At 32.6% G+C, this 13,741-nt stretch carries 10 protein-coding genes; all 10 read right to left on the reverse strand.

Annotated elements, in window-relative coordinates; all coding sequences use genetic code 11:
- Positions 1 to 64: 64 nt before the first annotated feature.
- The 10 genes from LB076_RS11690 to LB076_RS11735 all read right to left on the reverse strand — a co-directional run bounded on the left by LB076_RS11690 (position 65) and on the right by LB076_RS11735 (position 13,608).
- Positions 65 to 361 carry a hypothetical protein gene (locus tag LB076_RS11690; protein WP_066332073.1) on the reverse strand — a complete coding sequence of 99 codons (297 nt, stop codon included), beginning with the start codon at positions 359 to 361 and terminating at the stop codon, positions 65 to 67.
- The gene (locus LB076_RS11695; protein WP_066332071.1) at positions 351 to 1,655 is read right to left on the reverse strand and encodes a restriction endonuclease subunit S; all 1,305 of its coding nucleotides are present in this window, start codon (positions 1,653 to 1,655) and stop codon (positions 351 to 353) included. Before LB076_RS11695 ends, LB076_RS11690 begins: the two co-directional genes overlap by 11 nt.
- Positions 1,648 to 3,273, reverse strand: a complete 1,626-nt coding sequence (locus LB076_RS11700; protein WP_066332064.1) for an HsdM family class I SAM-dependent methyltransferase — start codon at positions 3,271 to 3,273, stop codon at positions 1,648 to 1,650. The genes LB076_RS11695 and LB076_RS11700 overlap by 8 nt, the downstream gene beginning before the upstream one ends.
- Positions 3,274 to 4,146 (reverse strand): BRO-N domain-containing protein, encoded by an 873-nt coding sequence (locus LB076_RS11705; RefSeq protein ID WP_232505654.1) that lies wholly within the window; start codon positions 4,144 to 4,146, stop codon positions 3,274 to 3,276.
- Positions 4,118 to 7,195: a type I restriction endonuclease subunit R gene (locus tag LB076_RS11710; protein ID WP_066332062.1), complete on the reverse strand. Its 3,078-nt coding sequence runs from the start codon at positions 7,193 to 7,195 to the stop codon at positions 4,118 to 4,120. The genes LB076_RS11705 and LB076_RS11710 overlap by 29 nt, the downstream gene beginning before the upstream one ends.
- A 1,014-nt stretch (positions 7,196 to 8,209) precedes the next feature.
- Positions 8,210 to 9,292 (reverse strand): DUF6371 domain-containing protein, encoded by a 1,083-nt coding sequence (locus LB076_RS11715; protein ID WP_066332059.1) that lies wholly within the window; start codon positions 9,290 to 9,292, stop codon positions 8,210 to 8,212.
- A 164-nt stretch (positions 9,293 to 9,456) separates the two neighbouring features.
- Positions 9,457 to 11,040 carry a DNA primase family protein gene (locus tag LB076_RS11720; protein ID WP_078055245.1) on the reverse strand — a complete coding sequence of 528 codons (1,584 nt, stop codon included), beginning with the start codon at positions 11,038 to 11,040 and terminating at the stop codon, positions 9,457 to 9,459.
- A 4-nt stretch (positions 11,041 to 11,044) separates the two neighbouring features.
- Positions 11,045 to 11,314, reverse strand: a complete 270-nt coding sequence (locus tag LB076_RS11725) for a helix-turn-helix domain-containing protein (RefSeq protein WP_066332057.1) — start codon at positions 11,312 to 11,314, stop codon at positions 11,045 to 11,047.
- Between the two features lie 98 nt (positions 11,315 to 11,412).
- Positions 11,413 to 12,318, reverse strand: a complete 906-nt coding sequence (locus LB076_RS11730) for a hypothetical protein (RefSeq protein ID WP_066332055.1) — start codon at positions 12,316 to 12,318, stop codon at positions 11,413 to 11,415.
- Between the two features lie 33 nt (positions 12,319 to 12,351).
- Complete coding sequence (locus LB076_RS11735; RefSeq protein ID WP_066332054.1) at positions 12,352 to 13,608, reverse strand: phage integrase SAM-like domain-containing protein; 1,257 nt, start codon at positions 13,606 to 13,608, stop codon at positions 12,352 to 12,354.
- Between the last annotated feature and the right edge of the window lie 133 nt (positions 13,609 to 13,741).

The raw sequence follows: 13,741 nt of genomic DNA on the forward strand, positions 1-13,741 counted from the left end.
AGCTCGAAATTTCGAGCTTTTAAAATACACAAGGATTATTCTGGTAGATTAGATTATTTAAACGTCAATCCCGTAACTCCATAACAACCTCTTCAATCTCCCATTCGGCACCAATAACTCCATTCGCTACAGACTTCATTTTACAACCTAGACCATCAAAAAAATAATAAAACGCTACTTGACCATTTACTTTCAGCACACCATTTTGGGTGTCTTTTGTCTGTTTGAAACGCCATGTTCTGCGGAGTTCTCGGGAATGAAATACTAAAAACCGAGGTATGATTCCTGTTTCCCTAAATTCAATCATTCCTCCTGATTGGATGGTTAGTTTAAAGTCTTGATTTATAGTTTTACTTTCCATAACTAGCGCTATCCTCCGCAACCATCCCTAACTGCTCGGCAACATCCCTCACACTAACCTGACCATTCATCAACATAGGCAATAACCAATCCCGAATCGAGGCGAGTTCTTGGTTTTCTAACTCGATTTTGTTTTGTTTTTCAAAAGAAGGGAATACTAAATTTTGAAATGCTCGAACCGTTTTTGCATTTGGAATTACAACTGGTAAAGAAAATAAATCATCTTTTGTAATTGAACCGAAAGTAGTTCCACTAGCGTTTCTTCTATCAAAAGTTTGTTTCAGATTGACCATTACACCAAACAAATAAGTAATAGCGTCATTTTTACTATTCATACAAGCCAATCCACGACCAATGCAACAATCTTCTTTTGAAATATTTAAAGTACCAACAGGAGCTCTAACACTCAATAAAATATCGCCTTGTTTTGCAAATCTAGTTGGTGATGTTGTATATTTTCTAATAGTTGGAAAACGATTCCCAAAATCTGTACAACCTTGGTAAAAGATCATTCCATTTCCTTCTTCATTATAACTTTCGCCAGGAGGAGATTGTCCCATAGTAATATTTGCAATATCGCTCAAAACACCATCTTCCCAACCCTCAGGAATCTCTCTTTTCAACGCTGCATTCCAAACCATTTTTCCTCCCGAACTTTTATAGGGCGTACCATTTACGTCTGGAAAATCAAACTGTACAAACCAATAATCGTACAGCGTTTTTGCCATGGCTTCCAGCTCGCTATTGATGCGGTTATTGACTTCTGTTTTTGCATCTAAATCAGAAAGAACTTTGGCTATTTTTTGTTGGGTTAAAACATTTGCAAATGGAAATGAAATATTTTTTAAGCTTCCTATTGGTAATTGAGGTTGAGCACTTCCTGAACCTTGAGATAGAACTTGCTTTTTAAATATTTCTGACCTCAAAAACAAATATAAATAATATGGATTTATTTGATTTTCATCACATCTCATTATTATCATACCAGAATTTATTCTAATATGTTTATATTGTAATTTATCATTGTAATAGCCTACATTTCCAATAGTTCCTCTTGTAGTAAGAACGATGTCATTATACTTTAACTTCCCTTTTCTTAATAACAAATCTCTTTCTGCACTAATATATTCAATATTTGAAAAATCAAATCCATTTTTAGTAACATTACCTGTATTTAGGAATACACAATATCCATTATTTGTAAATTCAGATTTTGATGGATAATTTATACCTCTATCTCCATCAATTAACTGAATTGGTAAATTCTTTAGTTCAATTAATTTGACCTTACTCATATCTCAACCCCTTCAAATTATTCTGAATTTCCATTTCCAGAGTTTTGCTTTCGCTGAAAAGCGCACTTAAATTGCTTTCAAAAGATTTCATTTTGTCCTCAAATTCCTTAGGAGAAATATCCGTATATTCAATCTTTACTTCAAAATATTGTCCTGCACTCAAAGAGTAGTTTTTGGCTTTTATATCGTCATAAGAAACCACAACCGAGAAATCCTCTTTCGCTTCATGTTTATTAAACGTATCAATAATATAATCTTCTTCTTCGGGAGATAACAAGGTCTTTTGGTTTTTGCCTTCTTTTACTGTGGTTCCCAGTTTGGAGGCATCCATCAATACAATATCACCTTTGGTGTTTTCTTTGTCGAGAAACAAAATAGAAACGTTGGTTCCTGTAGTGGCAAAAATATTTGAGGGCATACTCACCACACCACGCAACATTTTGCGCTCTACCATTTGCTCGCGTATTTTGCGTTCAATGCCGCTTTGTGCGGTGATAAATCCTGTGGGAACTACAATAGCGGCTTTACCTTTGGCGGTAAGTGAGTACATAATGTGTTGTACAAACAAAGGATAAATGGCCATGCTGTCTTTCTTGGCTTTTGGCACATTGGGCATTCCTGCAAAAAAGCGTTCGTGGTTTTCTTTGCTGTCCAAATCAGTCACATAGTCCGAGAAATCCAACTTAAACGGAGGATTTGATACGATGTAGTCAAACTGCTGTAAACGTCCGTTTTTGTCTTTGTGGTACGGCTCTAGTATGGTGTTTCCTTTTACAATATTGGGTATCGAATGCACGAGATCGTTCAAGATTAAATTCAGTCGCAACAAGTTGGAGGATTTTTGCGAAATATCCTGAGAGTAGACGGTACATTTGGTTTCGCCAATTTGGTGGGCTAAGTTCATCAACAAGGTTCCAGATCCCGCACTCGGGTCATAACAAGTCACATTGCTCACTTCGCCAGCCACTAAACAACGTGCCATGATTTTGGCTACGGCATGCGGAGTGAAATATTCGGCATATTTTCCGCCGCTGTTCGTGTTGTAATCACTGATTAAATATTCGAAAATAGTAGCGTAAAAATCAAACTTTTCGTGAAAGATATTCTCAAAACTAAAGTTGATTAGCTTATTAATGATGGCTTTGCAAAAATCGTCTCTTTTGTCCGTCACATACTTACTGATGTTTTCGAACAAAACAATTTTCTCGCCACCTTCGGTCAATACCGAGAATAAATCGCTGTTTTCTTTGGCGATATCCAGTAAGGTATTATCAAATATATCCGAGAAGTTGGCTTCATTTTGTCTTTCGAACAAACTCGAAATAAAATGCTTGGGCTGTAAACGGGCGGTACTCTCGCTCATGGACATTAACAGCATCTCATAGTCATTCTCATTGTATTCTCTTAGAACCGCTTCCCAATTGTCGGCTTTGGCTATTTTGTCATCAAGTTGTTTTACTTCGTGAACAAATTTGTCGTTCAGGAATTTATATAAAAATACTTGGGTGATAATCTTGAATTCGTTTCCGTCATTTCCCAAACCATAATTGGCACAAACGCTTTTTAAATCGTCTATGAGGTTTTTGGTTTGCTTTTCAAACTGTGCTGTGGTAGTCATTTATTCGTCTTTCTTTTTGTCTTCTATTTGTTTCAAACTGTCTTTTGCATTCAATGCAGTCACTACTTTTTTCCCTGTTTTGGATTCTAATTCTTTCATAGCTACTTTGGCTACGTTACCGCCTTGTTCAGCCACCTTTTTATTTTCCTCAAAGCTTTCTGGATTGGTAGCTGTTGAAATATCTTTAGTTGAGGCTTCTGCCAACATGTTCAAGATTAACTCGGTGTTGGTCATATTATCCCTCAGATTTTCTTTTTTGAGTCCTTTCAATACTTTGTATTCTTTGGTAGTATTACCAGACCAAGCTTTAGAAATAATATCCGTAAGTGTGGCAAATTGAACGCCTTCTTTCAATCCTCTGCTTTTCCATTCATCAGTCAACGCTTTACGAATTTCGATACTTTTTAAGCGTTGGTTAATCCAATTTTCAGAATAACCCAAACTCATATATTGTTCCAATGCCCTGTCAATAGTCAATTCAGGATCTTGCATTTCGTCTAAACGTTCCGCTGCTATTTGCGCCAACCATAATTTAAAAGGTTCCGCTTTAGGCGAAGGGATCGATTGTATTAATCGAAATAACTGCTCGGTATCAGCAACATCCGTTTTGTAATATTTCCCATCAGCTGACTGCATTTTCAGTTGACTACAATTTGTAGTCAACTGACTTCCTTCTTTTTTTAATCGTGTTTTTAATACACTCCAATACTTTCTTGGATTAGGGCTATCAGTTAAAACACTCACGGTATCAACAATAGAAAAATACCATTTTTCCTCGTCTTGATTCCAAAGGGTTCTTACTTTTTTTTCTTCAAATAATTGAATGGCTTCTTGCTGTTTCATATTAGTAGGCTGTTCGTCCATAAAATTCATTCATATATTCTTTTACAATCAGACCGTTGATTCGCTTGGTTGTTGCGGCATCCAATGCAATATGTTGTTTGTTTTTGAATTGGTCAATTACCAGTCGCATTACCATTCGCTCTACAAAGCTTTCGTTTTCAAGCATTTTAGAATTTTGAATGATTTGTGCATCTACTGCTGTCTTCAATCCTTGTAACGCTTCAAATAATTTACTTTCGCTATCCGTCAAAGGGTCTTTTTCCATTAAACGTTTGTGAAGGCGAGCGTATTTTTCGTCATTATCATATTTGGCTCTCAGCAATTGGTTTTTGCGTTCCAATTCTTTGGCTTTGCTATAAATCTTTTCGAGTTCTCGGATGTTGCTTTCCATTTCGTCTTTGGTCACTTCATTCAAGTTTTTCTTTTTGAACAAGCGCTCCAGTTCTTCTTTCAACGAAATAAATTCTGGTGCTTTTTGGTCGAAATTACCGCCTAAGGTTTCTCTCGTTTTTTGGAGAATATTTTTGAGTTGGTCTGCCAATACCATTTCTTCCTCTTTCACTTTGACAAAAGCAAAAATAACGTCTTCTAGGGCAATGTTTAAAAGATTTGAGGTATCAATATTGCTTTCTAAGGCTTCTTTTGCATTAATCAATGCCAAACGATTATTAGCATCCCGAGATAAAACGGTTAGTTTATGAAAATCGAGTTGTTCTAATAATTCATAATTACCAGACAGTCGAATCAAGTTATACAAACTCTTAGCATTATTCAACACTCGAGTAATTCTCAGTATTTCAGAACGATCATTGATTTGGGAAATTTGCTGGGAGAAAATCTCCGCGTTCATCGTATCAAAATGAAACAATACTTCCTTTATTTCCTTGATCTCTGTATTTATTTCTTCTTGCGATTTGAAGATGTTGGAGTAATGTTCCATTTCATCCCCTAATTCTGATTGTAATTCGTTAAAATAATCCTGATTGGTTTTATCGAATTCCTTTTGAATATCGGCAAAATCAACCACGTAACCATATCTAAAATCTTTGTAGGTTCTATTAACTCGGGTTAAGGTTTGCAGTAAATTGTGTGCTTTAATCACACGACCTATGTATAATTTCTTCAATCGTGGGGCATCAAAACCAGTCAATAACATATTATAGACAAACAAAAAGTCAATATGACCGTCTTTGAAAGCTTCTACCTGATCTTTTCGGTCTTGTTTGGTTCCAATGTCATGCAGAATTACCGCAGCTGTGGTTACTTTGCTTTCGGCTTTCTTTTTGTCACCATAACTTTCAGATGGCTCGGCAGCTTGTAACAATCCACTATGAACTGTCGTATTTGTAGCGTATTTCGATTCAAATATTTCAAACAACATTTTAGCTTGATCAGAAGAGTCACAAACGACTAATCCACCAATGGAATTGTCATTCATGGAAATTCGAGCTTTCTCAAAATCCTGAACGATATAATCGAGCATTGGTTCTACAAACTTAGGGTGTGCATAGACAATTTTCTTGTCGGCATTTCCTTTTAGAATTTCAATTTCTTCTAATGCTTGTTTTAGGGTAAGCTTATAATTGGTTTCTATTTCTTCTCGAATTAAACGCAAGGTATAACCATCCGCAATAGAAGAATTGTAATAATATTTATGAATATATCCCCCAAATAAAGCTTTCGAATTGTAATCAGTTCCTAACAATGGTGTTCCTGTCAATCCAATCTTGATCGCATTGGGATCCGATTCGTTCAAGTTGGCTAAAAAGCTTCCTTTTGGATTATAGCTACGGTGTACCTCATCTAAAAAATAGACACGTTGAATATTGAGTTGGTAATCGGTATTACGAACTACATCTGGATCATCCTGAAACTTCTGAATATTAACTACCGTAATCTCCGCTTTACCCGAATTATTATGAATAACACTGGTTGATTTAATATCCTTTGCAAATTCTTCTCTTGAGTTCACATTATGAACGACTAAACCTCGGCTTTTAAACTCTTTTCCCGCTTGAATTAATAAATCCAAACGATCTACGATAAAATAGAATTTTGGGATGATCTTTTTACTTTGAAAATAATCAGTCAGGTATTTAACATTGTAATAGGCGAGTGCTGTTTTTCCGCTTCCTTGCGTATGCCAAATAATCCCTTTTTTAACCCCTTCTTCTAACTTGGCTTCAATGGCTTTGGTGGCAAAAAGTTGAGGGTAACGCATAATGTGTTTTTGCAATCCTTTGCTTCCTTTGACATAAGCAATGGAATATTGCAACATAAATTGCAAACGTTCCTTTTGAAATAAAGATGTACAAATGCTGTTGGTAGGTGAATTTGGATTTTTATTGGTTAGAAATTCAGGTGAATTTTTAATTCCCACTAAATTGTTGTCCTTTAAAATGAAATTTTCTTTTTCATCATCAAATGGAGCTAATACAGCATCCAAATCAAACTTATTTTCCTCTCTAAAATAATTAAATGATGGTTTCTGATAGGAAACCGTGGCATAAAAAGCCCCTTCAATGGGCATTGGCGAATTATCATCATATTTCATATTGTTGGAAAACACCATCAATTGGGTAATATTGACAAATTTTCTGAATTTCTTATTCTCAAAACGCGATTGAATACGCTTGTGTTCCGCTAAAATACCATCTTGGTTATTAGGCTTCTTTACTTCGATAAAAACCAATGGCATTCCATTAATCAATAAAGTTATATCTGGTCGAAACTCTTCATCATCTTTTTTGCAAGTCAACTCTGTAACAACATTGAAGGTATTATTTTCAAAGTTTTCAAAGTCAATTAATCGTATTCCAGATCGTTCTGTAATACGTTCATAAAAAGCCTTACCTAAATCTTCATTGTCTAATAATAATGAAACTTCGTCCAATAATCGTTTCGCATCAGACTGTTCAATTCCTGGGTTTATTTTAGAAATACTGTCTATAAAAACATCCGTAAATATATTTGTGCTTTCATCCCATAACGCATTTTTTAACGAAAGGTAAGTATATCCTAAACGGGTTAAATGGAGTAAGCTGGGTATTTTTACTCTGGAATCTTCGTTGAATGTCATTAAGAGATTGATTTTAATTTAAAATCTAATAATTCGATTGCTAAAGTATCGAATATTTAATTAAGATGGATGAGGGAAACCCTAAAGAATGCAATCGTTCTTGGTTGCTTCACTACTGTTTAAACTCGTTTTGATTGAATTTGTAAATAAACGACATTTTGTAGGATTTTACTATACCCACTTTTAGTGATATTATTTACTGGGATACTTAAAAAAACAGATGCTTTATATAAATCATATTAACGTGAAATATTTTTTACGTTAATGTGATTTAACTTAATTACCATATAATATTCCTACGTAAAACCTTGTTTTGACCTTGTAAACACAAATCACGCTAAAGAGGATTCTTCTATTGTTAATGCGATTATTTTAACCACAATACCCAGATATGTATTTTTTAAGCAGATTACGTTTCAAAATAATTTTGCAAAGCTTTTGCAACGGTATTACGAAAACATCCCTTAGATTTTATAGTTATAAATACGGTTTTTTGCGAGTATTAATGCTGCTCACAAAATTTTTGCAAAAATATAGCATTCCTTTGCAAAGCTTTTGTAAACTACTTTGCGGAGTAATCAACCTTTAGCGTGCCCTTTTGTTTCACAAAAAATGTTATAAAATGCACTTCTAATTTGTCTAAGAATAACAAATGCTGCTTGTAATAGCTTTGCAATGGTCTTTGATTTTTTTGCAAAAAATAATAGACTGTTTTGAGTAAACAAACATTAGCATTATTAATTGTAACTATAAATGATCCGTTATTCGTTGATTTATAAACTACAGGAACTAAAGTCTTTTGCAAAACCTTTGCAACGGTTCTTATATTGCATCGAATTTTATTACTTATTGACTATAACTAAAATAGTTATATAGACCACAACAACTTTTATAACAACACTTTTTATTTCTTTGCAAAATTTCGTGACGTTTTGCAAAAGTTAATTATCCAAAACAAATTTTAAGAATTGTCGTGTTTGAGAAATTAGTTTGTTTTTGCAAAAAACATTTAGATTACCCATTCTCCAAACTCAAATACAAGTCTGCCAAATCAAATCCTTTGGGATAATCCGTGTTTTCAAGAATATCACTAACGGAAATCTTAAACCCTTTTGAATTGAGTTCAGTCGCCTTACTTAACCAATCGTTATATTCTGACTTATCGGGAAATAAAACTATTATTCTCTTTTTGATTGGCTGCAACAATTCAAATTTTAAATTTCCCTTCCCTCCTGTTGCCAACCAAATGTATTCGGGAATAAAACGGCTCATTATGATTGCGGTTTTTTCACTCTCTGTGATTGCAATTATTTTTGAATAATCCTCAACAATTAAATGCAAACCAAATAAACAATGACTTAATTTAAAACTAGATTTTTCATAGTATTTATGTATCCAAGTAGTCTTATTGTGCGGTTCTTTAATTCGTTTGCCTCTATACCTATCGTATTGCATAATTTTACCACCACAAACAGTTTCATTGTTGTCAATACGCCAAAACACAGTAGAATTGTTCCAAGGAGTATTTGTAGCAGTAATCAAATAATCCTGCTTCATTTTAAAAACCTCTTCATTTGTGAATTTTGTTTTTAAGAACTCTGTTAAATTATCTGTATTTAAATCGTTACAATACAATTTATCTAATAATTCAAGACTATGATAATTAGGAACTACTTTGGGTATTTGTTCTTTCGGAATAAAGACATTTGCTATTCCACCTTTTTCAAAAAATTTACATTCATTGGTCAAATAAGAAAATTTACTGTTTTTTAAAAACCATCCCGCAATGAAACAACTATTTTCGTTTTGTTCCATTATTACAGTCTTTGGTACAATATGAATAGTGCCATTTTCAGCTGTCAATTTATAAGCTTTATCGGTTAAACTCATCAGTGACAAAAAAGGTATAGAATAGCCTATTATTCCAATTACTGGGCTTTTATGATAGGAACATTCACTTTCACGGTCACAACGCCCAAATTCATCTGCTGAATAACTGAGAGTTTCAACTTCAAGATATCGAACAAACGTTTTTTTATTACAATTTGGACAAACGAATTTTTTACTGCTAGGGTCTAATTTATTGGAGAATTTCATTTTTATGATATCAAAATCATTAAAATAAAATGTTTTGTTCTACGTACATATTCTGCATATTATACATTTCCGAGTACATTACCACTTTTACTATTTCCTACTATCAATGTAAAAAATGTAAAATGTGATACTAAAACAAAACATTTTGTTTTAACAAAAAGGGATTAGTGATTGGTTAAATAAACTACATTCCCAATAGTTATGCGGTTTACATGCATTTTAAAATGGTTCAGTCTTAAAATAAAATTCTTTTTACCCAGTGCTTTATATCCATCATCAACACAGAATGTTTTATACAATGGATATAGGTCTGAAATTAAAATCCTTTCCGTAGCAGATACTTTATAACCGTGTTCTTCTATGAACAAGAGAACACTGTCACTTTGTTTTTGGTAATTAATTCGAGTATTATCCACAGCATCACATTTACTAAATCCTTTGTTCGCTAAAACTCTATCCAAACCAGATAAAATCCAATTAAAAACACCTGCCAATTCATTTTCAACTATTTTATTTGGAAGCTGTCTATCTTGCCTTTCTTCGGGTATAGTTTGGTCAAATTCAATAATCATAAACCGACGGAAATAGGCGTTTGTATGTTCTACATCTTTGGGTAACTCATTACAATTAAAGATTAGTTTTGCATAATCGTTGAGTATAAAAGGTTCTCCATAAGGCAAACGAGCTTCGATAGGTTCTCCAGATGCCATTTGCTTAAAAATATCCGTTTCTAGTTTACCATTAATCTCACTTGCATAGTTTACTAGTTTGTTTCCTATTTTAGCTCTAGAATATCCTTTCTCATCAGTTAAACTTTGTAGCGAGTAATTACTAATATTTTCAGATCCCAACAAAGCATTTATAATTTCAAAAAAAACACTCTTTCCATTTGCCCCAGTACCGTAAAGGGTTAACATTTTTTCCAGTTTAAGAACACTAGAATTTATAAAAACATATCCGCAAAATTCTGCTAAAGCGCTTTGCTTTTCTTTAACAGGTAAAACCTCGTCTAAATATTTTCGAAACATTGGAGCAGTTGCTTTTGGGTTGAACTCAAATGGCAATTGATGTGTCAAAAAATCATTTGAATCAAAACTTCTTAACACTTGTTTGGTTGCGCTAATCTCAAAAGTACCGTTTTGAAGATTGATTAGAATACTGTCTTTTTTATTGTCTGGTTCTGGTAAATAAGCATCTGAAAGAAACTGCTTTAATAAATCTTCCTTGAACGTGTAAACCTTCCCTTTGAATTTTTCAACGTCCATTTTCATAGCAACATCACCAAGAAAAAATTGGAAGCGTTCCTTATCTATCTCTTCCCAATAACAGCCATTATATAAATAAATGTAGCCGTTCTTTTTGCATAATCCCCAATTATTTTCTTTTGCAATCTTCATTAACTGCTCAATGCAAATTATCAAATAATGGTTTTTTGTAAGTTTGTTTTTAGACAACTTACTTAACACTATTTTATGCTGTTTGAGTTCGTCCTTAAACTCAGATCTAGGATCTCCATTTTCGTCAAAGATTATAGATGCTAGTCTATCAGCCTCCTTTCTGTCTTTTTCAGCGTCGGGAAAAGCTAATAATTCAAAGTTGATTGGACTTATGCTTTTTAGTAATCCAGTTAAAATATCGCTCTTTGAGTTTTCAGAAGCTTCAAGTTCATTCGAACACTTTTCAATGTTTTCAATAAGCCTTTTTTTTACCTCACTTTGGCTATGAGGAAGATTGACAGCTGTAGTCATAGCTTTAATTTTTAGGGTTAATAGGAGTAATAGCATTCAGTACTTCAGAACGCTTATACAAAACCCTGTTGCCAATACCGTAAGAAGATAGCTTACCGCTTTTCGTATGTTTCCATAAACTAGTTAAATTTATGCCTAACATTATACACACCTCTTTACGACCGATCAGTTCACTCTGATGAGATTGTGCAGATTGGCTCGCTTGAATTAAAGGAGTAAGAGCTTCGGCTAACTGCTCTAAGGTAATGCCGTTTAAAAAAATTTGATTATTCATTGTACTTTTATTTTGATTAATAAGCACAAATTTGAATATATATGAACGCCCATTTAGGGTGCTTTATGCCCATTATGGGCGAATGCATTTTATTGAAGTTAATTTAATAAATCTTTGAATACTATATTGAAGTTGTTATTCCTTTGGGTACTGAAACTTTTTGTCAAAGATTTTAATTTGCCATTTACATAATACTCATTGTATTTCTTTTCGCTTATTAATTTTATCTCTTCAAAAACAATTTTCATAAAATCATTGTCTTTGTGATGATGGATTAATTTTTCAAATTCCATTCTTTTTTTAAGGTACGAAAAGTCAATATAAAAATCTATTATGTGTTTTTGATATTCTAAAAAACAATTGTAAACATCCAAATTGAGGAATAACAGAGGATACGGATTTTTGTTTTCTGAATTTATATGATCTTTCGAATCTCTCACTTCATTTAGATTAAAATTTACATCTTCTATAAAATTAGCAAATTGTTTAGGGTATAATTTGGTAGCTAATTTTCTATAAATAGGAAAATCTTCAATAGATAAATTCCCGTTACGTCTGATTTCAAACTCATCAAATTCGTTTAATTCATAAAACATTTTAAGAAGTTGTAAGTTATTTGAAAGCAGTCGTGAAATCTCTTTTTCAACTTCTAATAATGCAATTTCTTTAATTAACTTAGAGTAATTATAATCTATGGGAAGTTCCAAAACATCAATTTTGTCAAAACCTTTTTTTATTTGATCTTCCAAAATCCCTTCTATTGCGTTAATGGAATAGGCAAATCGTCGGTTACAAAAAATCTGATATAATTTTTCTAAATTTTCATTGTTGTGTAAGTGGTACTTATTTATAAAATCATTAACGAAATAATGATTTACTTTATTGATTGCTGTAAAAAAAGGCAAGTTTACACTTCGCTGTTTTATCAAATAGTTTTTTATTAAAATTTCAATTTTAGCATAATATTTCGCATAAAAACCCTCATATATTTCTTCGTAATCCATTGTGTTTTGGTATTTATCTATATTTTTTAAACTTTAAATATCGCTATTACTTTTTTCGATTATAGGCTTAAGTTTACTAAAATACTCTAGCATTTGATAAGCATTATCATAGGTTGTTTTGCCAATATAATTCAAAAAAACAGTTTCTGTACCGTGAGCAGTTATATTCATCAAAACAGATGTTGGAATTTTTCCATAAAAGTTAGTTGCAAAACTTCTACGACAAACATGGGAACTAATAACTTGCCATTTCTCGTAATAACCTGCGGTTAAAGTCCTTTTTTTATCAATACGCATTTTGCCTTTTATGATTGTATTAATTTTCGCTATTTTACAAATGTCTTTACTGTATTTATTAAAATGTTCTAAACTAATTTTATAAGGCAATCCGTTTTCAATAATTTTAAGCGCTTCAGGAAGTAATGGAATTGCAACTAACTTACCTGTTTTCTGTTGCTTCAGCTCAATTATTTTCATACCCTGTAAATCTCTTAAATTTTTATCTGTTATGTTTAATAAATCCCCTGCCCTTTGCCCAATTAAACAACCAAGTAAAAGCCACTTCCGAGCATTAATATGAGATTGAAGTATTATGTTAGCATTTTTGAGAAGCTCTTGTTCTTCTTCAGTGAGTATAATAATCTCATCAGGATTTTTATGCTCCTTAATCATTTTTATTTGATTAAACTGTGGGTGTATTGGAATACCATTTTGCGAAGCCTTTTTAACTACCGCCTTCAATAAAGACATGTAAGTCCCAATATAATTTACAGAACGACCTTTACTTACATGATATTTTTTAAAAGTATCAATAAAATTTAAATCAATATTTCTAATAAGTATCTGATTTCCTTTCAAAGCATCGGTTTCGTAGTTAACTATAAACTTTTTAAGATTCTCTAAGTTTTTTATGGAACCCTTTGTTAAATTATCGCCGTTATCAATATAAGCATCAATAGAATTGGTAAGTATATCAAAGTCAACAATCTTAATTTTATTATTGAATAAATCAATTTGAAATTGCAACCAATCACCATTAAATTGAGCCCCTTTGCTTACTGCATTATTAAAAGCTTCATTTAAAAAAATAGCTAATTTATCAAGCTTGAATTTGATCGCTTTTAGGTCATCTCTAGTTTGTTTCGGTTGTGCTTTGTCTACGCTCCAATCTTTAGGATTAATTGTGAAACCTGTTTTCCGTTTTAAATTAGTTTTTCGGTCAATCGAGTAACGAACATATATATTTGAATTTTCGTTCTTGCTTTGAATAATGTATTTTAATGTAGCCATAACTTTTGCTTAGAGACAAAACAAATGTATAAATAAAAAACGTATCTAGTCAACATTTAGTCAACCAAATACGTATTCATATAAATTTAATTAAATCCGAATAACCCTAAAAACCCTGTAAACATTGAATTTT

The organism is Flavobacterium crassostreae, assembly GCF_001831475.1.
Taxonomy (GTDB): domain Bacteria; phylum Bacteroidota; class Bacteroidia; order Flavobacteriales; family Flavobacteriaceae; genus Flavobacterium; species Flavobacterium crassostreae.